Raw genomic sequence first — 20825 nt, forward strand, 5'->3', positions numbered from 1 at the left:
AAAATATTTGATTTCTAAAGTTATTTAGTGTAAAATAAAAACATTGGCTCAAGCCTATTTAAAATTGAATATCGTTTTACTTGTTTATGTCGTGAATTGGCACGACGTTTCTACAAGGTGCCGGAACACCTAACAATAAGTAAGTCAGAGTGAGGTATGGGTGTTTTTGCCATGCCTATTTTGGGGACTTACTTAGAGATTAAGTAGGTCCTTTTTCTACTTCTTACTAGAAAGCAAATGGATTGGCTTTTAGACTTTAGGAGGTCTTATGAAATTATTAGAAGAGCGCATCCTCAAGGATGGGCATATCTTGGGTGACAACATCCTCAAGGTGGATTCCTTTTTAACCCACCAAGTTGACTTTAGCTTGATGCGAGAGATTGGTAAGGTTTTTGCGGAAAAATTTGCTGCTGCTGGTATTACCAAGGTCGTAACCATTGAAGCATCGGGTATTGCCCCAGCCATTTTTACAGCTGAAGCCTTAAACGTTCCCATGATTTTCGCTAAAAAAGCTAAAAACATCACTATGAACGAAGGAATCTTAACTGCCGAAGTTTACTCCTTTACCAAGCAGGTGACCAGCACCGTTTCTATCGCTGGAAAATTCCTCTCACCAGAGGATAAGGTCTTGATTATCGACGATTTCCTTGCTAATGGCCAAGCTGCTAAAGGCTTGATTCAAATCATTGAACAGGCTGGTGCCACAGTCGAAGCTATCGGTATTGTGATTGAAAAATCCTTCCAAGATGGCCGTGATTTGCTTGAAAAAGCAGGCTACCCTGTTCTATCACTCGCTCGTTTGGATCGTTTTGAAAATGGTCAAGTCGTATTTAAGGAGGCAGATCTCTAATGCAAACTCAAGAAAAACATTCGCAAGCAGCCGTTCTTGGCTTGCAGCACTTACTAGCCATGTACTCAGGATCCATCCTGGTTCCCATCATGATTGCGACAGCCCTTGGCTATTCAACTGAGCAGTTGACCTACCTGATTTCTACAGATATCTTCATGTGTGGGGTGGCAACTTTCCTCCAACTCCAACTCAACAAATACTTTGGGATTGGACTCCCAGTCGTTCTCGGAGTTGCCTTCCAATCTGTCGCTCCCTTGATTATGATTGGGCAAAGCCATGGTAGTGGCGCTATGTTTGGTGCCCTTATCGCATCAGGGATTTACGTTGTTCTTGTTTCAGGCATCTTCTCAAAAGTAGCCAATCTCTTCCCATCTATCGTAACAGGATCTGTTATTACCACGATTGGTTTAACCTTGATTCCTGTCGCTATTGGAAATATGGGAAATAACGTTCCAGAGCCAACTGGTCAAAGTCTCTTGCTTGCAGCTATCACTGTTCTGATTATCCTCTTGATCAATATCTTTACCAAAGGATTTATCAAGTCTATCTCTATTTTGATTGGTCTGGTTGTTGGAACTGCCATTGCCGCTACCATGGGCTTGGTTGATTTCTCTCCTGTTGCGGCAGCACCACTTGTCCATGTCCCAACTCCACTCTACTTTGGGATGCCAACCTTTGAAATCTCATCTATTGTCATGATGTGTATCATCGCAACGGTTTCTATGGTTGAGTCAACTGGTGTTTACCTAGCCTTGTCTGATATCACAAAGGATCCAATCGACAGCACGCGCCTTCGCAACGGTTACCGTGCAGAAGGTTTGGCCGTACTTCTCGGAGGAATCTTTAACACCTTCCCGTACACAGGATTTTCACAAAACGTTGGTTTGGTTAAATTATCAGGTATCAAGACTCGCCTGCCAATCTACTACGCAGCTGGTTTCCTGGTTCTCCTTGGACTCCTTCCTAAGTTTGGCGCCCTTGCCCAAATCATTCCGAGTCCTGTCCTCGGTGGTGCCATGCTGGTGATGTTTGGTTTTGTATCTATTCAAGGGATGCAAATTCTCGCCCGTGTTGACTTTGCTAACAATGAGCACAACTTCCTTATCGCAGCTGTATCAATAGCTGCAGGTGTCGGACTCAACAACAGTAATCTCTTTATCAGCATGCCAACAGCCTTCCAAATGTTCTTCTCAAACGGAATCGTCGTAGCCAGCCTACTTGCCATTGTCCTCAATGCCGTATTAAATCATAAAAAGAAATAAGAAAAAGAGGTGTGAGCCTCTTTTTTGTATATAACTAATGAACAATCATTGTAAAAATAAATCAGCTAAAAATCCTTCTCTCAACATTTCTAAGTTAAACACATTAGTAATATGACTAAATGCTTCAGCTAGTGGTAAGTGCGCTGTTTTCCATCCTTGACCATCAGTAACCCAAACAAATTCAACATCGTCATCTGAGGTAATAACAAATTGACTAAGTTCAGTAAACTCTCCAGCAACCGCTTTTAATTTACTTCCTCCTCCGCCATAGTAATTCGTTTCAATCAGCCAAACCTTATGTTTTTCTCGGGAATAAACTGCAACATCAAATCTTCTCTCAGACTTATCAACAGGTACTTTAATCCCCCACTTATCCTTAATAAATTGGGCTGTAGCTTGAGATTTCCATTCCAATTTTTGTTCCTGAGAAATTTTTGCTACATGTCTCTCTAAAATCCCCTCCATGGTTGTTCCACTTCGGTTTTTTCGTGCATTGCTGTCTAATCCAGTCTCTACTCCATAAACATAATCAACTAATGAACGATTAGCATGTTGTTGTAAAAACTTTAATAAACCAGATTTCTCAATAAATTTCATGTAATCATCTATTCTACTAGTGTCTATCGTTTTGAAATCCAATTGCTCAAAAGACATATTATCGTTTTCATCTATTGTTAAAACATCCAAAACTTTATCTCGACTTGCAATCAGACTAGGAATTGCTTTTAACAAATTGGGTTGTTTAGTGAATAGGTGTAATGCTTCTGAATAGATATCATCTTTACCAATTAAGTAGTTTAAAGTATTCAACTCTAGTTCATACTTCTTTGTCTCACGATCCACTTTCTCCCAATTTACATAATAATCAGGAGTACGGTTGGTTACAGAAAGAGTATTTAAAAATTGTTTCAAACGTTCTTCATGTGAAAAATTAATATATTTTTGTAAGTTCATTACCGACACTCCTTACACCAAGATTGATTTCTAATATTATCATTCCCCATATTACGGTATCCAAAATCATCAATTGACTTTTCTTCACCACAATGAGGACAAACTCTTCTCAATACACCATCAATATAATCATCTGCGTTAATCGTAACCTTTACCATAAATAATCTTTCCTTTTAAAAATAATTTTTTTCAACATCTAATTCAATACGGTCTTTCTCAATCTCATTTGTAAAGTACCATCTATCTATTTCTTTCTTATGAATAAACTTAGCACCATTTTTAAACGAATTTGATTCAAGTAACCTTTTTAATTCTCTTTCATTACCAAACAAAACTTCTACATATCTACCAAAGCAGTCCGCTCGTCCCCTGTAATACCAATGTCCTGAAATTTTAGGATAGTTGAATTCCTCTATTATAGCTATATAACTAATTATATTAATTAATTCCTGAAAAGTATACTTTCCTATACTATCTAATTCGTTTAATACTACATTTAGGTCATTTACTCCTTTTTTCAAGGTATCATCAGTTAAAATATTACTTCCTACTCTACATATATTTGTCAACTTTCCATTATAAATAAAATATTCTTTTAAACAAATATCAAAACTTGTTAAAGGATACTTTGCTATAGTTTTCAGAAAAATATAAAGAATATTCTTTACTAAACTTATTTCATTTTCTGTTTCTGAATATTTTCTTATAATTTCATTGCAAATTGTTTCAAATGTTACATCTTCATTTTCATACTGAATTAAACAATCATATGAATTTCTGTTCAAATGTCTAATTGTATCTGATGCTTTAGCTTTAAAACCATAATATTTCAAAATAATACCTTGTGGTGTCTCCAAAATCTTTGATTTGGGTGGTTCGTGCATTTGAATGGCCTTTGTAAATCCCCCTTCTTCTAATTTTTGAATTAAATCATTTCCAAACTCTTTATATGTCGTATACTCACCTGTTTGAAGCATAAAATTCTCTCTCAATTCTATGTTTAGCTATTTCCAGATATTCTTTTTCAGCATCGATACCTATAAATCTTCTACCTAATCGCTTCGCAACAACACCCGTAGTGCCACTGCCAACAAATGGATCTAAAATATAGTCCCCTTCTTTAGTAGAAGCCAAAATTATACGTTCCAATAAATATTCTGGTTTTTGTGTTGGATGCTTGCCAGCCCATTTCTCAGCTTTTTTCGTCAAAGCACCTGTCCAAACATCTTTCATTTGCTTACCATCATTTAGCTCTTTCATCAAATCGTAATTGTAATAATGACGAGCTTTTTTATCATTTTTTCTTGCCCATAAAATAGTTTCAGTAGAATGAGTGAAATAACGACAGGATAAATTAGGTGCAGGGTTTGTTTTCTGCCAAGTAATGTTATTTAGAATTTTAAAACCTTCTTGCTCTAATGCCATTCCAACTGAGTAAATATTATGCAAACTCCCTGAAATCCAAATAGTCCCATTAGGCTTCAAAACTTCTTTTGCTAAACGAATCCATTTACGATTGAATTCGTGCTTTTCCTCAAAGGAAGAAATCTTATCCCAATCACCTTTATCTACAGATACAACCTGTCCCCCAGAATTTGATATACCACCGTTGCTCAAAAAATATGGAGGATCAGCAAAGATCATGTCCATGCTTTCTGGTTTCATTTTCGATAATAACTTAAACGTATCTGCATGAACAAGAATCATTTTATCTTTATTATAGTATGGTTTTGTCATTAAAACACCTCCATACTTATATTCGTTATTTTTCATAATTTGTGACTATAATTTCAGAAATTTTTCCTCGACTCGAAGATTTTGCTCCATTAGTTCGGGTAGCTTCAACATAATGGATATTAAAATCTCGATACAACTCCTCTACCAAAAAACTAGAGGAGTTTGATAACATAACATAAGCCCCTGTATCACTCAATTTCTTAAAGGTATCTCTTAATCTTACTTGATCATCATAAGAAAACCCCTCATGAGTGTAGGAAGTAAAGGCACTTGTCTCTGACAATGGAATATACGGGGGATCAAAATATACAAAATCCCCTGGTTGAACATCCAAAACAGCCTTTTCAAAATCTCCTTTTTTAATTTCTATTTGATTATTATTCAGATAAGTTGAAATAGCAGATACCAAATTCTCATCAACAATTTTAGGATTTTTATAACGACCATAAGGTACATTAAACTGATTCTTAGAATTCACACGATATAAACCATTAAAGTCCACTCTCAACATATAGAGAATACGTGCAGCTCTTTGTACTTCGGACATCATATCTATTCTTTCGTCACGATCTGCAGAACGTAAATCTAAATAATATTCTTTTGAATTATATTCCTGATGAACTTTCAAAATTTCAATCAATTCTTGAGGATTATCCTTAATTTGTTGATAGCAATTTATTAGTTCAGCATTAAAATCATTGATAACTGCATCTTTAGGAGCTAAATCAAAAAATAAAGCTCCGCCTCCAACAAAAGGTTCGAAATACCTGTTATAGGTTTTAGGTATTAATTCTCTAATAACAGGCAATAATTGTCTTTTACCACCTGTCCATTTCGTGAACGGTTGTAAAGTAACTTCCTTTATTTCTTTTATCTTCATGCTTTTAATTATACCATAGAAATTAAAACACAACTCTTGTATTTTCTACCACATTACTAAATTTTCTATTTTAGAATTAAATCATATCAATATCAAAAAATGAGTAAGGTAAATTTTATAAATTCCAAAATTCACCTCACTCTATTAAATTACTCTTTATATCCTTGCCTGTCTGTCTTCTGACCGATGGCCTGTGACAAACATGGTAAAGGTTGCTTTGCAGACATTTCTGCCTTCTTGATTGGTGATATCCACATCCACTACACAGGTTGTGCGACCTTGATGGACGCATTCTCCTTTAATGGTCAGCACATCATCAAGTTTTCCTGCCTTGAGGTAGTTGATAGAAGATTGGAGTGTCACTCCATCAAGTCCCAGAGATATGACCACCAAACCACTGATCTGGTCGCAAAGGGTAAAGAGATAGCCACCATGGGCATTGCCATAGTAGTTGAGCGACGAGTCCACTACTTTAGTCGTCACCACAACGTGACCATCTCTCATTTTTTCAATTTCGTAATTTTCAAAGGCAGATATAGCGTCAAAATGAAAATCTTTCATGGTTTCCTCCTGATATTTCAAACGACACTATGATACTACTTTTTATAGGACTGTGCAAGGAGAAAGCTCCTAGTCTGGCAAAATTCCGACCTGCTCTACAAAGCGCATAAAAGCTACCTGTCCTTGTTCCGTCTGCTTGTAAACTCCTGCATCCTCCAGAACACGCGCAAAGATAGCACCCACAGAGTCCTTGACGATTTCAAGGGCTTTTTCTTTATCCGCTAGGTCTGGATGCTGGACTTTGAGCTGGTCTGCCCATTCCTGATGATAAGTCGCAACTGTATCCCCTTCTCCAACAAGATAGCTGGCGACTTGCTCCACTTCTTCTTTCAGACGTGGAGGTAAGATTGCCAAGCCCATGACCTCAATCAAGCCGATATTTTCCTTCTTGATATGTTGGACATCCTTGTGAGGATGATAGATGCCATCAGGATGTTCTGGTGATGTTTGATTATCTCGTAAAACCAAGTCCAACTCAAATTGTCCATCGCGTTTACGGGCAATAGGTGTGATGGTGTGATGCGGTGTCCCGTCTGTCTCTGCCAAAATCTGCACACTAGGATCCGAATACTGACGCCATTCCTGCAAAATCTTATCAGCCAAGTGAATCAAATCCTCTTTAGAATCTGAGGTCAAACGTAGCACTGACATCGGCCACTTGACAATCCCGGCCTTGATCTGCTCAAAACTAGCAAAACGGAAAGTCTTTTGCAGAGGAGCCAATTCCATAGGAAATACGTGACGGCCTCCCTGATAGTGGTCATGAGTTAGAATAGACCCCCCCACAATTGGAAGGTCGGCATTAGAGCCTGCAAAATAGCCTGGAAACTGCTCTACGATAGCCAGCAGACGCTCAAAACTCTGACGACTAATAGCCATAGGACGATGCTGTCCGTCTAAGAAAATACAGTGCTCATTAAAATAAGCATAAGGCGAATACTGGAAACCCCACTCCTGAGCAGCCATTTCAAAACGGATAATACGGTGATTGCTACGAGCTGGGTGGTTTACCCGACCATGGTAGCCTTCGTTCTCTATACAAAGCTGACACTGGGGATAATGGCTAGCTTGCACCAACTTAGCCGCCGCAATCTCTTTCGGATCTTTTTCAGGCTTAGAGAGATTGATAGTAATCTCAAGTTCTCCGTAATCAGATGGAACACGATAAGCAATGTTTTTAGCGATGGCCTTGAGCTTGATGTAGTCATTTTTCTGGCTGAGTTGGTAAAAATCCGCTATCGCCTGCTCAGGAGATTGGGCATAGGTCTCCCAGAAATCACGATTAACCTGACTGGGACAAGGGGTCACCAAGTCCATCAGTTCGGCACCAAGGATTTCACGCGCAGTCTGACTATCCTCAATCGTCTCTAATCGAACGGCTTCCTCAACCAGCTTGTCCTTGAGGTCAATCAATTTATCCAGATTGGTCTCAACTTCCAAAACACCATCTCCCACTCGTGCCAAGACACGATTGGTCAGGTAGATTCGATCCATTTCCTCAAAGGTACTTTCAGCAATGACTTCCGTGATAAATGCATCTAGAATTCCCTGACTCATTGATTCTCCTTCTTACTTTCTAAATAGTCTCTGACAGCATCTAAATCCTGAAAAACTTGTTCTGTTTTATTTAAGAAAGATTGTGCTGGTATTTTTAAGTCTGGAATACAAATAACTGGTATCCCAGCTCTATAGGCTGCTTCAATCCCTGCTTCACTATCCTCTAATACTAAGCAATTCTCTGGTAAAACATTCAAATCACTACAGGCCTTTAAAAATATATCAGGGTAAGGTTTGCTTCGCTTTACATCTTTTGCAAAAACTAGATGGTCAAATAGGGACAGTATACCATTACTATCCAAAATCATTCTAGCTCTAGATTCAACACTTGAAGTTGCTAAAGCGATTGGAATACCTTCTCTTTACAAAAAAGCAAGCAAATTTTTAGCACCTTTTTTTAAATTTACACCTTTGGTTAAAATTCGAGCTTCCAGTTCATAAACTTTTTCCAAGGTTTGGTCAAAGTTCCAAGGTAAATCATAGGTGTCCAAAAATCGTTGAACATTCTCCTCTTCCCTATGTCCACTGTATTCTCTAGAATATGTTTCTTCTGTGAAAGGAATTCCAAAGTCTGCAAGCAATTCTTGATAAACTTTTAGAGAAATGATCTCAGTATCAGCTAATAAGCCGTCTAAATCAAATATTACAGCTTCCATATACTTCTCTCCTAGTCTAGAACGCGAGTGCCACCTGCAACTTCAGCGATATAGAAGCTTGGAGCGTAGCCAACTACTTCCTCGTAGTGTTTGCCTACAGCTTCCTTAAAGGCCTCAACAGTATCTTTTTGCACCAAGGCAATGGCACATCCGCCAAAACCTGCCCCTGTCATACGAGCACCGAGAACACCTTCTTGTGCCCAAGCTGTGTGAACAAGCGTATCCAATTCCAAACCAGTTACTTCATAGTCATGCTCTAGGGAAACGTGTGACGCATTCATCAAACGACCAAATGTTTCCAAATCTCCTGCTTGAAGGGCTGCTTGCGCTTTGAGGGTACGTTGGTTTTCAAGCACAGCATGGCGAGCACGTTTCAAACGATTTTCATCTTTAATCAGATAGCTATATTGGTCAAAGGTCCACTCATCCAATTCACCCAAGGTCTGAATATCTAAGGATGCTTGCAATTCTTCCACTGCTTTTTCACACTCAGCACGGCGTTCATTGTATTTAGAGTCTGCCAATTCGCGACGTTTGTTGGTGTTCATGATGACAACAACATTGTCTTTCAAATCAAGTGGCACCAAATCATACTCTAAAGTGTTGGTATCTAAGTAAATAGCACGTTGGTCAGCCCCCATACCAATAGCAAACTGGTCCATGATACCAGAGTTGACTCCGATAAAGTTGTTTTCTGTTTGTTTTCCGATTTTAACCAAATCGAGACGCTCTAATTTTAAGTCAAAGAGATGCTCTGCCACGACCCCTGTCAAAAGTTCCAAGGATGCTGATGAAGACAAACCAGCACCATTTGGGATATTCCCATAAACATAAAAATCAAAACCTTTGTCAATCACATGTCCAGCTTCTTGCAAGAAATGAAGGACACCTTTTGGATAGTTGGTCCAGTTATGCTCTTTTTCAAATTTGAGGTCAGCTAAAGGTACTTCGATGATGCCCTTGTCCTCAAAGTTTGCTGAGTAGAATCGCAAGACTTGGTCATCACGTTTGCGAGCTGCACCATAAGTTCCCAAGGAAATAGCAGCAGGAAAAACGTGCCCACCGTTGTAGTCTGTGTGTTCACCAATCAAGTTGATACGACCTGGTGAAAAGAAAGTTTGGTCTGCTTCTTGACCAAAAACAGCAAGAAAGTCTTTGCGAAGGGCTTCTGCAGTAAGATGTTGTGTCATATGAATTCTCCTTTGACTGTCCGTTAAATCACCTTAACGTGTAATCGTTTTCTTCTATTGTATCCAAGGGATTTCCCAAGGTCAATCCTTTTTACTAAAATTTTACTAAACTATCAGTAAAAAGCAGAAAAATATGATATACTAACCTAATCAAGGAGGATTTATGGCTACCTTAAAAGACATTGCACAGCTAGCCTCTGTCTCTATCGCGACCGTATCTCGTGTCCTCAATCGCGACCAGAGTCTATCCGTTACTGAAGAAACTAGACACCGTATTTTGACCGTAGCTGAAGAGCTGGGCTACACCAAGCATCTTAAGACAGGAGAAGGTCACAAACTCAAGCAAAAGATTGCCATTATCCAATGGGTTAGTGAACAAGGAGAGCTGGACGACCTTTACTACTACCAGATCCGCCTCGGAATTGAAAAAAGAGCCCAAGAATTGGACTATGATATCTTGCGCTATTTTAACGACCATCCTTTTACACTAAGTGAGGAAGTGATTGGGATTCTCTGTATCGGAAAGTTTAGCCGAGCACAGATTTCTGCCTTTGAGGAATACCAAAAGCCTCTTGTCTTTCTAGACAGTGATACTCTTTCACTAGGACATACCTGCATTATCACGGACTTTTACACTGCCATGAAACAGGTTGTCGATTATTTTCTCAGCCAAGGGATGGACCGCATCGGGATTCTAACAGGCCTTGAAGAAACAACTGACCAAGAAGAAATCATTGAGGATAAGCGTCTAGAAAATTTCAAAAACTACAGTCAAGCGAAGGGAATCTATCATGATGAACTGATCTTTCAAGGAAACTTTACTGCCCAGTCTGGCTATGACTTGATGAAGAAAGCCATTCAGAACTTAGGAGACCAACTCCCGCCAGCATTTTTCGCAGCCAGCGATAGTTTAGCTATCGGTGCCCTCCGTGCCCTCCAAGAAGCTGGAATCAGCCTGCCAGACCGTGTCAGCCTCATTTCCTTTAACGACACTAGTCTGACCAAACAGGTTTATCCTCCCCTCTCCAGCATCACCGTCTATACCGAAGAAATGGGCCGAGCAGGTATGGATATTCTTAACAAGGAAGTGCTCCACGGTCGGAAAATCCCTAGCCTAACCATGCTGGGAACCAGACTGACATTGAGAGAGAGTACTCTGCCATAACTCCACAAATTAAAAATGACAAAAAATCCTAATAGAGAGTCTCAAATCTCCATTAGGATTTTCTTTTTTAGGCCATCACAATCATAGACTTAATGGTCTTACGTTCATCCATATCTTTATAAGCTTGATCAATATCTTCTAATTTATAGCTTGAAGTAAAGACACGGCCTGGATTGATATCACCATCAAGGACGGCTTTTAGTAAAAATTGCTTATCATATGTTGTCGCAGAAGCTGCCCCACCTGCTACAGAGATATTTTGCATAAATGTCGAACCAAGAGCACGATTATTATAGTGTGGGACTCCTACAAATCCCATACGCCCTCCATTATGAAGGACACCTAGCGCCTGTTCTACAGCAGCCTCCGTACCAACACATTCAAGTGCTGCGTCCGCTCCGCCACTGAGAATTTCACGCACCTTGGCAATACCTTCTTGACCTCGCTCAGCTACAAAAGCTGTCGCACCCGACTCCAGAGCCATCTTTTGACGATCTTCATGACGACTCATGAGGATAATTTGCGACGCACCACGCATCTTCGCCGCGATGACAGCACATTGACCTACAGCACCATCACCAATGACCACAACCTTATCCCCTTTTTGAACATTAGCAACACGCGCCGCATGATAGCCTGTCGGCATAACATCTGCAAGAGTCAAGAGGGACTTTAGCATACCTTCTGTGTAGTCAGAAGGTTGTCCAGGGATTTTAACCAGCGCCCAGTTTGCATAGTGAAAACGAATATATTCCGCCTGAAAATCGCCTCCCAAGTTATTACCAATATGATTATCGCAAGAACCGTCAAAGCCAGCAAGACAGGCATCACATTCACCACATCCATGAGTAAAAGGGACAATGACAAAATCACCTGGTTTCACCGTCGTAATGGATTCCCCAGTTTCTTCGACAATCCCAATCGCTTCGTGTCCACTATTTTTGTGTCCAGCTTTCGTTTCTGGATTACGGTACCTCCATAGATCCGATCCGCAAACGCACGCACGAACTACACGAATAATCGCATCATCTGCGTCTATAATTTGCGGACGTTCAATTGTAGCAAGACCAACCTGACCTGCCTTTGTATATACTGCTGATTTCATTTAAATTTTTCCTTCCTTGTAAAGTTTAATTTTGAGATTTAAGCGATTTAAAGCCACCTGTAACTGAGACAAGCGCTCCTCTAATTTTTTCTTTTCCTCTTCTAAAATACCAAGCCTTTTCTCTCGCGTTTCATCCCCCTTTTGGTAGAGAGACATATAGTCAACTAAACTATCTACAGAGACACCTGCCGAACGAAAACACTTAATAAATTCCAGAGCTTCAATATCATGATCTTGAAAATCACGAATTCCAGTTGCAGTTCGAGTAATCGGTGGCACAAGACCAACCCGTTCATAGTACCGAATCGTATCCGCTGAAATTCCCAACAAGTCACTAGCAGATTTAATATTCATAGGCTAACCTCCTCTCATTTCATTCACTGAGTTTAAGCTATTCTAACTCACTTATCTTATTATATAATTTTGAGTTGACTCCAAGTCAAGCATTTTGCGTCTAATCGAAAAATTTTTTATCATTATCAGTTCTCTTATTAGCATACCTTTTCATCAATCAAAGAAAGAGGTTGGGGAAAGCGTCTTTCAAATATGATACCAAAGAAACTGGAAAAAAAGTCTTTAAAAGCAAAAAGCGCATAGTATCAGACATTGAAAACCCTTGATACTATACGTTTTTTTGTATGAAGATTTACTTCATTTTCTCTTGAAATTGAGTTTTGTCTCAGCCGCTTTTTCTAGTGTTGATGCCCATGGGATTGCCCTAAGGCTGTTACCTTTCGCTTATGTTGCGCATGATTGCTTTGACTGGTGTCCACTTCGATAGTAATATTCTGCACACCTCTTTCTTCTAAGAGCTGACGTACTTGATTCTTTGTTTCCGTCATCTCCTCCCAATCCTCTAAACAGATATGGATAATAGCATTATTTTCTAGACCATCCATGGACCAAATGCTAAGTTGATTGACACTTTTGACATTGGTCAGAGCCTCCAAATCCTTCTCCAAATCACCTGTCTCTAGTCCTTCTGGCACAGCATCCAGGAAAATCTTGAGTGCGCTCCAAAATCGAGGAATAGCTTTTGTTAGAATGAAGATGGAAATGACAAGCGATAAGAGCGGATCAAGGATATACCAATCTGTAAATCGGAGGATAATCGCCATTAGAATGACAGCCAACCAACCTAGAGTATCTTCCAAAAAGTGCAGGCTCAGAATTGACTCGTTCTTTGTCTTTCCCTTACGAACTACTAGACTAGCTAGCACATTGATACTGACTGCAATGATTCCTAGCCAGAGGACGCCTTCGTCATTAACGGGCTGTGGATTCAAAAGTTTAGTTATATTTTCCAAGATCACTAGAATGGATCCTGTGATAAGAATCACAGCAGTCACTAGGGCCCCTAAAAGACTAAATCGCTTGTAACCCAAGGTGTATTGCCTATCTTCTTCTCTATTTGAGATTGTTTCTAAAAAGGCCGATATGCCGATTGCTATAGCATCTCCCAAGTCATGGATAGAATCAGCAAGAACAGCACTTGAACCGAAGATTCCTCCTGCGATAAACTCAACAATAGCATAGCTTAAATTTAAGAAAAAAGCTACCCAAACAGTATATTTTGCCTTCATCTTTCTCATTCCTTTGTTATAATAGATTTATGAATACCTTGTTCATTATCATTATCCACTAAAACTCAAAGAAAGGATAGAAGCAAAACGTCAGCTTTATTCATTTCTGAACAATTTGCCTCAAGTGTCCATATGACTACCATTGACCGCCGTATCAGCAAAACAAAAAAAGCCATCTATCAAGCTTTTCTACAACTTTTAAACGATAAGGGTTACGAAGCCACTACAGTTCAGGATATCATTGATCTCGCAGATGTGGGACGATCCACCTTTTACTGTCACTATGAGAGTAAGGAACTACTTCTGGACGCGCTTTGCCGCCACCTCTTCCATCATCGCTTTGAAAGAGAGCAACCCATTTCAACTGAGGACTACCTCGCCCACCTCTTTCTCCATTTTCAGAAAAACCAAGACCATATCACCAGTTTACTATTCTCCAAGAATGACTACTTCCTCCGTCAACTCCGGAGAGAGCTGGAGCACCACGTCTATCCCATGCTAACTGATGAGTTTAAAGAAGCACACCCAAGTCTGCCTGCTTCTTACCTCCAACACTTAGTCGTGTCCAACTTTATCGAGACATTGACCTGGTGGCTCAAAAAAGGACAAGACTTTACAGACCAAGAAGTTGTGCAGTTTTATCTAGACCTTCTCATTCCTAAAAATTGAATACAGATTAAAGCTCGGTTGCCTTATTTCTAGGCTACTGAGTTTTTTATCTTTTCAATAATCAAAAAAGCCCAGACGACATTGTCTGAGCGTTCTTCTATATTGTCGTTTAACCAAGTTGAGTTTAGCTTTTCAAGCTATTTCTTCAACAAACCTTGTTCTTGTAGAAACTCCTTGGCTACTTGTTCTGCTGACTTGCCTTCAACACCGACTTGGTAGTTGAGCTGGCTCATCTGGCTTTCAGTAATTTTACCAGCCAATTTATTGAGAACTGTTTCCAACTCTGGATGTTTCTTGAGAAGAGCTTCTTTCATTAGTGGAGCCCCTTGATAAGGTGGGAAGAGTTGTTTGTCATCTTCCAAGACCTGCAAATCATAACGCGCCAACTCTGCATCGGTTGAATAGGCGTCCGTTATTTGAATATCTCCTGACTGAATTGCCTGATAGCGAAGAGCTGGTTCCATGGTTGCTACATTGAGATTGAGACCGTACATTGATTGCAAGCCCTTATTTCCATCTTCACGGTCATTAAACTCAAGTGTAAAGCCTGCCTTCAACTGCCCTTCCACTTTTTTCAAGTCCGAAATGGTCTTCAAGCCATATTCTTGAGCAATCTTTTTCGGAACAGCTACAGCGTAGGTATTTTGATAAGACATAGGTTTGAGATAGGCTAGATGATCCTGCTTGGCAATGCCATCACGCGCCACCTGATAAACCTGCTCTGGCTCATGACTCACCTTGGGTGATGGTTGCAGCAAACTTTCAGTCACCGTACCAGTAAATTCAGGATAAATGTCAATATCGCCTTTTTTCAGAGCTTCATAAAGAAAGCTTGTTTTCCCAAAATTAGGTTTAACAGTAGCAGTCATACTGGTATTTTCTTCAATTAGCAACTTATACATATTGGCCAAAATTTCTGGTTCTGGACCCAATTTCCCAGCAATAACCAAGTTTTCTTTCTCTTTTTGAGCTAAGAGGGCTGGACTATAAGATATACCAAGTAATATGGTAACCAAGGCAAAACCAGAAAAAATCGTCCTCAATTTTGCCTTTTCCATCACTTTTAGTAGGAAGTTAAAGGCAATGGCAAGCACTGCGGAAGAAAGGGCCCCAATCAAAATTAGACTGGCATTATTACGGTCAATTCCCAAAAGGATAAAGGAACCCAGCCCCCCTGCACCAATCAAGGCAGCCAAGGTTGCTGTACCGATAATCAAGACCGCTGCCGTCCGAATTCCAGACATCATAACCGGCATGGCAAGTGGAATTTCAAACTTCTTGAGACGCTCCCACCTGGTCATCCCAAAGGCAATCCCAGCCTCTTGCAGACTCGGATCAATTCCCTTGAGTCCAGTGATGGTATTTTGTAAAATCGGAAAAATCGCATAAATCACTAGAGCTGTCAAAGCCGGCAAGGTTCCAATTCCCATCAAGGGGATAAAGAGTCCCAACAAGGCCAGAGACGGGATGGTCTGGAAAATCCCTGCAATCTGTAAGACCCAATCCGCCAACTTCTCATGATAGCGAAGATAAACAGCCAAGGGAATCGCTATAAAGATGGCCAGCAACAGGGTCAAAAGTGACAACTGCAAATGTTGAGATAGAGCTGTCAACCAATCACTAAAACGATCCTGAAAAGTTGCAATTAAATTAGTCATGAACACTACCTCCAAACAAGTCTGCAACAAAGTCTGTTGCAGGAGCTTTTAAAATGGTCTCAGGATTCGCCACCTGGCGAATCTCTCCATCCTGCAAGACAGCAATACGGTCCGCCAATTTCAAAGCTTCATCCGTATCATGGGTCACAAAAATCGTTGTCATCCCAAACTCTTTATGCAATTCTTTAGTCAGAACCTGCAACTGTTTTCTCGAAATAGCATCAAGAGCCGAAAAAGGCTCATCCATGAGGAGAATCTTAGGCTGACCAATCATAGCACGAACAATACCGACCCGTTGCTGTTCTCCACCAGATAATTCATTAGGAAGTCGATGTCCATACTCAGCTGCTGGTAAACCAACCTTTGCCAAAAGCTCTTCTGTTTTCTGAGCAATTTCTTCCTTAGTCCAACCCTTCATCTCAGGAATCAGGGCAATATTTTCCGCAACCGTTAGATTTGGAAAGAGAGCAATGGCCTGTAAAACATAACCAGTAGAAAGACGAAGTTCACGCTCATCATAGTCTTTGATGCGCTTGCCATCCATATAAATATTTCCATCAGTCGGTTCCAAGAGACGATTAATCATCTTGATCATGGTCGTCTTACCGGACCCAGATGGCCCAACTAAAACCATGAACTCCCCATTCTCAATCCGTAAATTGACATCTCTCAAAACATCTTTTTCTGTGTAGCGCAAGGCTACATTTTTGTATTCAATCATTCTGTATCCTCAATTTAAAACTTCCCTCGATTGGTCAATTCTTCTACCTTAGGTATGACTGCCTTATTGTCCCAATGTTCCACAATTTTCCCGTTTTCTAGACGGAAGATATTGTACTAGGCATAAGCAACACCATCAATCTGAGTCTGACCATAGCTAACCACATAGTTTCCTTGTCCTAAGAGTTGGAAAACAAAGTCGAAAGTGACCTTTACTTATAAACAGCTAATTTGCTCCATTTTAAATCTCATTTTCCTCCTCTTTCAGATTAGCCAAAATTCTTTCTTGAAAGGCTTCAAACTGACGAATTTCTTCCTCTGAAAATCCTTTGTAAAAGATCGTATCCAATTTCTGACTGACACGATGCCCCACTTCTTTCTGAGACTTCCCCAACTCTGTTAAAACCAAATACTTCTTACGCTTATCTTCTCCACATGGACTAATAGTTACAAGATTTTGTTCCTCAAGCTTTTTTATCATCGTCGTCAGTGTATTGTTAGCAAGCCCAGTTTCCAGAGCAATATCTGTCGCAGTTGCGCAGCCAGTTTCACTATTCCATAAAACCGCTAAAATCTTCCCCTGTTCACTCCGATAAAGAGCTTCAGGATCCCGACTTAGTAACTTTTGAAAAATCCGCCCATTCAACAAACGAATATGATGAGCTACCAAATGACTATCTTTCATGACACCTCCAATTTATTTCGATATCGAAACGAATAAAGCAATTGTAACACTCATTATTCTAACTGTCAACTATTTCGACTTAGAAATAATTTTTCCCAGTAAAAAAATCTCCCACCCAAGGTAGAAGATTCTAATCTTATAAACTTAATCCGTCATGTCCGATACCAACGTTCGATGCTCCAATGGAACACTGCACATAACTAGCAAGAAAATGAAACCTGACTGAATCCAGAAGAGGGCCAAGTCAAAGATTCCGTGTACAGCAACCACTGTAAGGAAAGACAGATAAAGACCGATAATCGGGCGTTTCCCCGACTCCTGACTCATATCCATCATCAAGCGAACAGGAGCAACAGAAGACAAAACTAATAAAATAGTCCCCACAATTCCGTAACTCAGAATCGTATCGATATATAGACTGTGAGCATGTTCATGATAAGGAGCATTTATTCTAGGATAAGAGTGCATATAGGTCAATGGCCCCTCACCCCAAAAAGGATTTTGCTTAAACAAGGCCATCCCAGCATCCCAGATAGAAATGCGTTCTTCCATAGAAGAATCTAAAGTCCCCATCCGAACTCCCAAATCACTGGAAAAGAGGAAGCTCAAGCCAATCGCAAAGACCCCAATACTAAGCCAAAAGGCCTTCCAGTTTTTAATGGTCGTAAAGAGATAGATGATTGCTCCAGCGATAATAGCAGGAAAGGCAGTTCGATTTTGAGTAAAGTTCAATCCAAAGAGATTCACAAAGCCTGCAATCACACAGAATACTTTCAACCAATTCAACTTGGTCGTTGTAAACAGATAGAAGGCAATCATGATACAGAAACAACAAATAATTCCATAATAATTAGGATTAAAGAAGGTCACTTCTGCACGATTCTGATGCCACACCTGCATATTGGGTGAAAGAAAAGCATAGTTGAATTTCTTCACAATTTGGAAATGTTCTAAACTCGCAAAAGCAGCTGACAAGACGCTACCAAACAAGACGAGCTGCAAAATCAATCGAAAGAATTTATGTGATAAAATCGACTGATAATGCAAAAAGAAAACAGTAAATAGAAAAATTCCTACCGAAGCCACAACTCCCATCCAATTTTGTGCAAAAACGGATATAACAGTACTATAGCCAAGAAAAAGAAGCAGCATCGGATGCTCCCCCATTTTCTGAAGAATACTTTTCATGTCTCCTGTGAAAATTAAACTGATAATATATAAACAGAATACAACTACAAAAAGATAAAAGGGTAAAAAGATACTCAGGATAATCCCCAATAAAATCAGCTCTTTACTAGACAACCCTTTCAGCTTTTCAATAAAGCCTATTGATTTCAAAATGAATCCTTTCTCTCCAAATCAATTGATTCAGATAATAGTAAGCTACCCTTTATTGTACCACTTTTTTAGCAATTTGAAAACAAAGGAAACGTTTCCCTAGGTAAAAAAGTGAGCAAAAATACTGAGATTTCACAACTCAAGCTTAATGACTAGATTCACTCCAAAAAATCGTGCCGAAAATACTAGGCATATGTTAAAATAGTAGTAATAAAATAAAGATTAGAAGCAACTATCCAAACTATATTTAAATCATTTACAATTCCTAAAGAAAGGAAACACTATGAAATCCTACCAAGCTGTCTACCAAATTCTAGCAAAAGAAACCGATTATATCAGCGGAGAAAAAATCGCAGAAGAACTATCCCTCAGCCGAACATCAATTTGGAAAGCCATCAAGCGGCTAGAACAAGAAGGCATTGAAATTGATAGTATCAAAAACAAAGGCTATAAACTGCTGAATGGAGACCTTATTCTTCCAGAGATTCTAGAAGAAAATCTTCCAATTAAAGTCAGCTTTAAACCCGAAACAAGATCAACACAACTCGATGCAAAAGAAGCAATTGATTTAGGGAATGAAGCAAACACCCTCTATATAGCTTCCTATCAAACAGCAGGTCGAGGTCGATTTCAACGTTCTTTCTACTCACCACAAGGTGGCATTTATATGACGCTCCATCTTAAACCAAATCTCCCCTACGACAAATTACCCTCCTACACACTACTTGTAGCCGGAGCTGTCTACAAAGCCATTAAGAACCTAACTTTAATAGATGTCGACATAAAATGGGTCAATGATATCTACCTAAACAATCATAAAATTGGAGGAATTCTCACTGAAGCAATGACCTCTGTAGAAACAGGCTTAGTCACAGATATCATTATTGGAGTAGGAATCAACTTTACTATTAATGATTTCCCACAAGAATTAAAAGAAAAAGCTGCTAGCTTATTTAAAACTACAGCTCCAATAACAAGGAATGAATTAATCATAGAAATCTGGCGTGCTTTCTTCGAAACACCAGCAGATGAGTTATTATACCTATATAAAAAACAGTCATTCGTGCTTGGAAAAGAAGTTGCTTTCACACTGGACAAAAAAGACTACAAGGGACTTGCTAAAGATATCTCTGAAAATGGAAAACTTTTAGTACAATGTGATAACGGAAAAGAAATCTGGCTCAATAGCGGAGAAATTTCACTCAAGAGTTGGAAGTAGTAATAAATAAGCACAACCATAAAAACGACAATATATAAAGATTTTAGCTTTTCTGCAGCCCACTACAGTTGACAAAGAGCGCAAAAAAACTTCAGATAAGTAATCCAATTAAGTTTTACAAATCTGAAGTTTTTATTCTACTATTCTTAAAAATACAAAAAAAAAGAGAGTTATAAACCCTCATTAAAACGGAGAATAAGGGATTCGAACCCTTGCGCCAGTTACCCGACCTAACGATTTAGCAAACCGTCCTCTTCAGCCTCTTGAGTAATTCTCCAATTAATGGGCACGAGTGGACTCGAACCACCGACCTCACGCTTATCAGGCGTGCGCTCTAACCACCTGAGCTACGCGCCCAAGTTAAAAACTTGGTAATTTGAACAAAGTTCAAAGCGGGTGACGAGAATCGAACTCGCGACAACAGCTTGGAAGGCTGTAGTTTTACCACTAAACTACACCCGCATACATACTATAAGTAAAAATGGCGCGAGACGGAATCGAACCGCCGACACATGGAGCTTCAATCCATTGCTCTACCAACTGAGCTACCGAGCCTTATTGCGGGAGCAGGATTTGAACCTACGACCTTCGGGTTATGAGCCCGACGAGCTACCGAGCTGCTCCATCCCGCGTTAATACAAAAGGAGGATGTGGGATTCGAACCCACGCACGCTTTTACACGCCTGACGGTTTTCAAGACCGTTCCCTTCAGCCGGACTTGGGTAATCCTCCATAATATTCAAATGGACCTTGTAGGACTTGAACCTACGACCACTCGGTTATGAGCCGAGAGCTCTAACCAGCTGAGCTAAAGGTCCAACAAGATCATTATAGCGGCGAAGGGGATCGAACCCCCGACCTCCCGGGTATGAACCGGACGCTCTAGCCAGCTGAGCTACACCGCCATATATCGGGAAGACAGGATTCGAACCTGCGACACCTTGGTCCCAAACCAAGTACTCTACCAAGCTGAGCTACTTCCCGAGTTAAATAGAAAAATGCACCCTAGAGGAGTCGAACCTCTAACCGCCTGATT

The 20825-nt window shown here is 39.9% G+C and carries 20 protein-coding genes, 9 tRNA genes, 2 pseudogenes and 1 riboswitch; of the genes and pseudogenes, 5 read left to right on the forward strand and 26 right to left on the reverse strand.

All coding sequences use genetic code 11. The features are described 5' to 3' along the window. Positions 1 to 60 precede the first annotated feature (60 nt). Positions 61 to 156, forward strand: a riboswitch (purine riboswitch). A gap of 112 nt (positions 157 to 268) precedes the next feature. Both QM865_RS06710 and QM865_RS06715 read left to right on the forward strand, forming a co-directional pair. After that, positions 269 to 850, forward strand: a complete 582-nt coding sequence (locus QM865_RS06710; protein ID WP_000770399.1) for a xanthine phosphoribosyltransferase — start codon at positions 269 to 271, stop codon at positions 848 to 850. Further along, on the forward strand, positions 850 to 2112 hold the full coding sequence (locus QM865_RS06715) for a nucleobase:cation symporter-2 family protein (protein ID WP_001194510.1): 1263 nt from the start codon (positions 850 to 852) through the stop codon (positions 2110 to 2112). The genes QM865_RS06710 and QM865_RS06715 overlap by 1 nt, the downstream gene beginning before the upstream one ends. Before the next feature lie 45 nt (positions 2113 to 2157). Here QM865_RS06715 and QM865_RS06720 read toward each other — a convergent pair whose 3' ends face one another. The 9 genes and pseudogenes from QM865_RS06720 to QM865_RS06760 all read right to left on the reverse strand — a co-directional run bounded on the left by QM865_RS06720 (position 2158) and on the right by QM865_RS06760 (position 9647). Continuing rightward, on the reverse strand, positions 2158 to 3066 hold the full coding sequence (locus tag QM865_RS06720; protein ID WP_414306317.1) for a type II restriction endonuclease: 909 nt from the start codon (positions 3064 to 3066) through the stop codon (positions 2158 to 2160). Then, the gene (locus QM865_RS06725) at positions 3066 to 3224 is read right to left on the reverse strand and encodes a hypothetical protein (RefSeq protein ID WP_004256018.1); all 159 of its coding nucleotides are present in this window, start codon (positions 3222 to 3224) and stop codon (positions 3066 to 3068) included. Before QM865_RS06725 ends, QM865_RS06720 begins: the two co-directional genes overlap by 1 nt. A gap of 15 nt (positions 3225 to 3239) precedes the next feature. Beyond that, positions 3240 to 4043, reverse strand: a complete 804-nt coding sequence (locus QM865_RS06730; protein ID WP_414306318.1) for a hypothetical protein — start codon at positions 4041 to 4043, stop codon at positions 3240 to 3242. Beyond that, complete coding sequence (locus QM865_RS06735) at positions 4027 to 4803, reverse strand: DNA-methyltransferase (protein ID WP_004256013.1); 777 nt, start codon at positions 4801 to 4803, stop codon at positions 4027 to 4029. Before QM865_RS06735 ends, QM865_RS06730 begins: the two co-directional genes overlap by 17 nt. A gap of 25 nt (positions 4804 to 4828) precedes the next feature. Continuing rightward, positions 4829 to 5683 (reverse strand): DNA adenine methylase, encoded by an 855-nt coding sequence (locus tag QM865_RS06740; protein ID WP_267246998.1) that lies wholly within the window; start codon positions 5681 to 5683, stop codon positions 4829 to 4831. 156 nt (positions 5684 to 5839) lie between these two features. Beyond that, positions 5840 to 6244, reverse strand: a complete 405-nt coding sequence (locus tag QM865_RS06745; RefSeq protein ID WP_414306319.1) for a PaaI family thioesterase — start codon at positions 6242 to 6244, stop codon at positions 5840 to 5842. Between the two features lie 69 nt (positions 6245 to 6313). Next, entirely contained in the window at positions 6314 to 7801 is a 1488-nt protein-coding gene (locus tag QM865_RS06750) for a UDP-glucose--hexose-1-phosphate uridylyltransferase (protein WP_414306320.1), read from the reverse strand. After that, positions 7798 to 8457, reverse strand: a pseudogene (locus tag QM865_RS06755) (HAD family hydrolase). Before QM865_RS06755 ends, QM865_RS06750 begins: the two are co-directional and overlap by 4 nt. A gap of 11 nt (positions 8458 to 8468) precedes the next feature. Beyond that, on the reverse strand, positions 8469 to 9647 hold the full coding sequence (locus QM865_RS06760) for a galactokinase (RefSeq protein WP_414306321.1): 1179 nt from the start codon (positions 9645 to 9647) through the stop codon (positions 8469 to 8471). 163 nt (positions 9648 to 9810) lie between these two features. On the opposite strand from QM865_RS06760, the gene galR reads away from it, so the two are divergent. Next, complete coding sequence (gene galR / locus QM865_RS06765; protein ID WP_414306322.1) at positions 9811 to 10812, forward strand: DNA-binding transcriptional regulator GalR; 1002 nt, start codon at positions 9811 to 9813, stop codon at positions 10810 to 10812. A 67-nt stretch (positions 10813 to 10879) separates the two neighbouring features. On the opposite strand, the gene QM865_RS06770 is transcribed toward galR, so the two are convergent. The 3 genes from QM865_RS06770 to QM865_RS06780 form a co-directional block, all read right to left on the reverse strand. Beyond that, complete coding sequence (locus QM865_RS06770; RefSeq protein ID WP_004259103.1) at positions 10880 to 11917, reverse strand: zinc-binding dehydrogenase; 1038 nt, start codon at positions 11915 to 11917, stop codon at positions 10880 to 10882. Continuing rightward, a complete protein-coding gene (gene nmlR, locus QM865_RS06775) occupies positions 11918 to 12271 on the reverse strand; it encodes a stress response transcriptional regulator NmlR (protein WP_001022624.1) in 354 nt (117 codons plus the stop codon). A gap of 338 nt (positions 12272 to 12609) precedes the next feature. After that, positions 12610 to 13500, reverse strand: a complete 891-nt coding sequence (locus QM865_RS06780; RefSeq protein WP_000645152.1) for a cation diffusion facilitator family transporter — start codon at positions 13498 to 13500, stop codon at positions 12610 to 12612. Positions 13501 to 13632: 132 nt separating this feature from the next. Here QM865_RS06780 and QM865_RS06785 point away from each other — a divergent pair, with 132 nt between their 5' ends. Next, positions 13633 to 14169 (forward strand): TetR/AcrR family transcriptional regulator, encoded by a 537-nt coding sequence (locus QM865_RS06785; RefSeq protein WP_414306323.1) that lies wholly within the window; start codon positions 13633 to 13635, stop codon positions 14167 to 14169. Between the two features lie 137 nt (positions 14170 to 14306). On the opposite strand, the gene QM865_RS06790 is transcribed toward QM865_RS06785, so the two are convergent. From QM865_RS06790 to QM865_RS06810, 5 genes and pseudogenes are all read right to left on the reverse strand, one after another. Then, entirely contained in the window at positions 14307 to 15827 is a 1521-nt protein-coding gene (locus tag QM865_RS06790) for an ABC transporter permease/substrate-binding protein (RefSeq protein ID WP_414306324.1), read from the reverse strand. After that, the gene (locus QM865_RS06795; RefSeq protein ID WP_033679753.1) at positions 15820 to 16548 is read right to left on the reverse strand and encodes an ABC transporter ATP-binding protein; all 729 of its coding nucleotides are present in this window, start codon (positions 16546 to 16548) and stop codon (positions 15820 to 15822) included. The genes QM865_RS06790 and QM865_RS06795 overlap by 8 nt, the downstream gene beginning before the upstream one ends. A gap of 14 nt (positions 16549 to 16562) precedes the next feature. Beyond that, a pseudogene (locus QM865_RS06800) lies at positions 16563 to 16757 on the reverse strand (polyketide cyclase); the annotation flags it as partial. 31 nt (positions 16758 to 16788) lie between these two features. Next, entirely contained in the window at positions 16789 to 17232 is a 444-nt protein-coding gene (locus tag QM865_RS06805) for a MarR family transcriptional regulator (protein ID WP_261063369.1), read from the reverse strand. Between the two features lie 144 nt (positions 17233 to 17376). Next, a complete protein-coding gene (locus QM865_RS06810; protein WP_004238796.1) occupies positions 17377 to 18570 on the reverse strand; it encodes an O-antigen ligase family protein in 1194 nt (397 codons plus the stop codon). A 283-nt stretch (positions 18571 to 18853) separates the two neighbouring features. Here QM865_RS06810 and birA point away from each other — a divergent pair, with 283 nt between their 5' ends. Beyond that, on the forward strand, positions 18854 to 19789 hold the full coding sequence (gene birA, locus QM865_RS06815) for a bifunctional biotin--[acetyl-CoA-carboxylase] ligase/biotin operon repressor BirA (RefSeq protein ID WP_414306325.1): 936 nt from the start codon (positions 18854 to 18856) through the stop codon (positions 19787 to 19789). A 189-nt stretch (positions 19790 to 19978) separates the two neighbouring features. Here the strand turns inward: birA and QM865_RS06820 are convergent. From QM865_RS06820 to QM865_RS06860, 9 genes are all read right to left on the reverse strand, one after another. After that, a tRNA-Ser gene (locus QM865_RS06820) sits at positions 19979 to 20066 on the reverse strand. A gap of 6 nt (positions 20067 to 20072) precedes the next feature. Further along, a tRNA-Ile gene (locus QM865_RS06825) sits at positions 20073 to 20146 on the reverse strand. A 34-nt stretch (positions 20147 to 20180) separates the two neighbouring features. Next, positions 20181 to 20251: transfer RNA gene (locus QM865_RS06830), tRNA-Gly, on the reverse strand. A 20-nt stretch (positions 20252 to 20271) separates the two neighbouring features. Continuing rightward, positions 20272 to 20344 (reverse strand) — tRNA-Phe (locus tag QM865_RS06835). A 3-nt stretch (positions 20345 to 20347) separates the two neighbouring features. After that, a tRNA-Met gene (locus QM865_RS06840) sits at positions 20348 to 20421 on the reverse strand. A gap of 10 nt (positions 20422 to 20431) precedes the next feature. Then, positions 20432 to 20521, reverse strand: a tRNA-Ser gene (locus QM865_RS06845). 12 nt (positions 20522 to 20533) lie between these two features. Further along, positions 20534 to 20607, reverse strand: a tRNA-Ile gene (locus QM865_RS06850). 13 nt (positions 20608 to 20620) lie between these two features. Beyond that, a tRNA-Met gene (locus QM865_RS06855) sits at positions 20621 to 20694 on the reverse strand. 5 nt (positions 20695 to 20699) lie between these two features. Further along, positions 20700 to 20773 (reverse strand) — tRNA-Pro (locus tag QM865_RS06860). Positions 20774 to 20825: the final 52 nt, after the last annotated feature.

Origin of the sequence: Streptococcus mitis (assembly GCF_047462815.1) — a bacterium.
GTDB lineage: Bacteria > Bacillota > Bacilli > Lactobacillales > Streptococcaceae > Streptococcus > Streptococcus mitis_DO.

Excerpts from the sequence above, each read along its gene's own strand:
- QM865_RS06710 (WP_000770399.1), top strand. The coding sequence starts at position 269 with ATGAAATTATTAGAAGAGCGCATCCTCAAGGATGGGCATATCTTGGGT.
- QM865_RS06715 (WP_001194510.1), top strand. The coding sequence starts at position 850 with ATGCAAACTCAAGAAAAACATTCGCAAGCAGCCGTTCTTGGCTTGCAG.
- QM865_RS06720 (WP_414306317.1), bottom strand. The coding sequence starts at position 3,066 with ATGAACTTACAAAAATATATTAATTTTTCACATGAAGAACGTTTGAAA.
- QM865_RS06725 (WP_004256018.1), bottom strand. The coding sequence starts at position 3,224 with ATGGTAAAGGTTACGATTAACGCAGATGATTATATTGATGGTGTATTG.
- QM865_RS06730 (WP_414306318.1), bottom strand. The coding sequence starts at position 4,043 with ATGCTTCAAACAGGTGAGTATACGACATATAAAGAGTTTGGAAATGAT.
- QM865_RS06735 (WP_004256013.1), bottom strand. The coding sequence starts at position 4,803 with ATGACAAAACCATACTATAATAAAGATAAAATGATTCTTGTTCATGCA.
- QM865_RS06740 (WP_267246998.1), bottom strand. The coding sequence starts at position 5,683 with ATGAAGATAAAAGAAATAAAGGAAGTTACTTTACAACCGTTCACGAAA.
- QM865_RS06745 (WP_414306319.1), bottom strand. The coding sequence starts at position 6,244 with ATGAAAGATTTTCATTTTGACGCTATATCTGCCTTTGAAAATTACGAA.
- QM865_RS06750 (WP_414306320.1), bottom strand. The coding sequence starts at position 7,801 with ATGAGTCAGGGAATTCTAGATGCATTTATCACGGAAGTCATTGCTGAA.
- QM865_RS06760 (WP_414306321.1), bottom strand. The coding sequence starts at position 9,647 with ATGACACAACATCTTACTGCAGAAGCCCTTCGCAAAGACTTTCTTGCT.
- galR (WP_414306322.1), top strand. The coding sequence starts at position 9,811 with ATGGCTACCTTAAAAGACATTGCACAGCTAGCCTCTGTCTCTATCGCG.
- QM865_RS06770 (WP_004259103.1), bottom strand. The coding sequence starts at position 11,917 with ATGAAATCAGCAGTATATACAAAGGCAGGTCAGGTTGGTCTTGCTACA.
- nmlR (WP_001022624.1), bottom strand. The coding sequence starts at position 12,271 with ATGAATATTAAATCTGCTAGTGACTTGTTGGGAATTTCAGCGGATACG.
- QM865_RS06780 (WP_000645152.1), bottom strand. The coding sequence starts at position 13,500 with ATGAAGGCAAAATATACTGTTTGGGTAGCTTTTTTCTTAAATTTAAGC.
- QM865_RS06785 (WP_414306323.1), top strand. The coding sequence starts at position 13,633 with ATGACTACCATTGACCGCCGTATCAGCAAAACAAAAAAAGCCATCTAT.
- QM865_RS06790 (WP_414306324.1), bottom strand. The coding sequence starts at position 15,827 with ATGACTAATTTAATTGCAACTTTTCAGGATCGTTTTAGTGATTGGTTG.
- QM865_RS06795 (WP_033679753.1), bottom strand. The coding sequence starts at position 16,548 with ATGATTGAATACAAAAATGTAGCCTTGCGCTACACAGAAAAAGATGTT.
- QM865_RS06805 (WP_261063369.1), bottom strand. The coding sequence starts at position 17,232 with ATGAAAGATAGTCATTTGGTAGCTCATCATATTCGTTTGTTGAATGGG.
- birA (WP_414306325.1), top strand. The coding sequence starts at position 18,854 with ATGAAATCCTACCAAGCTGTCTACCAAATTCTAGCAAAAGAAACCGAT.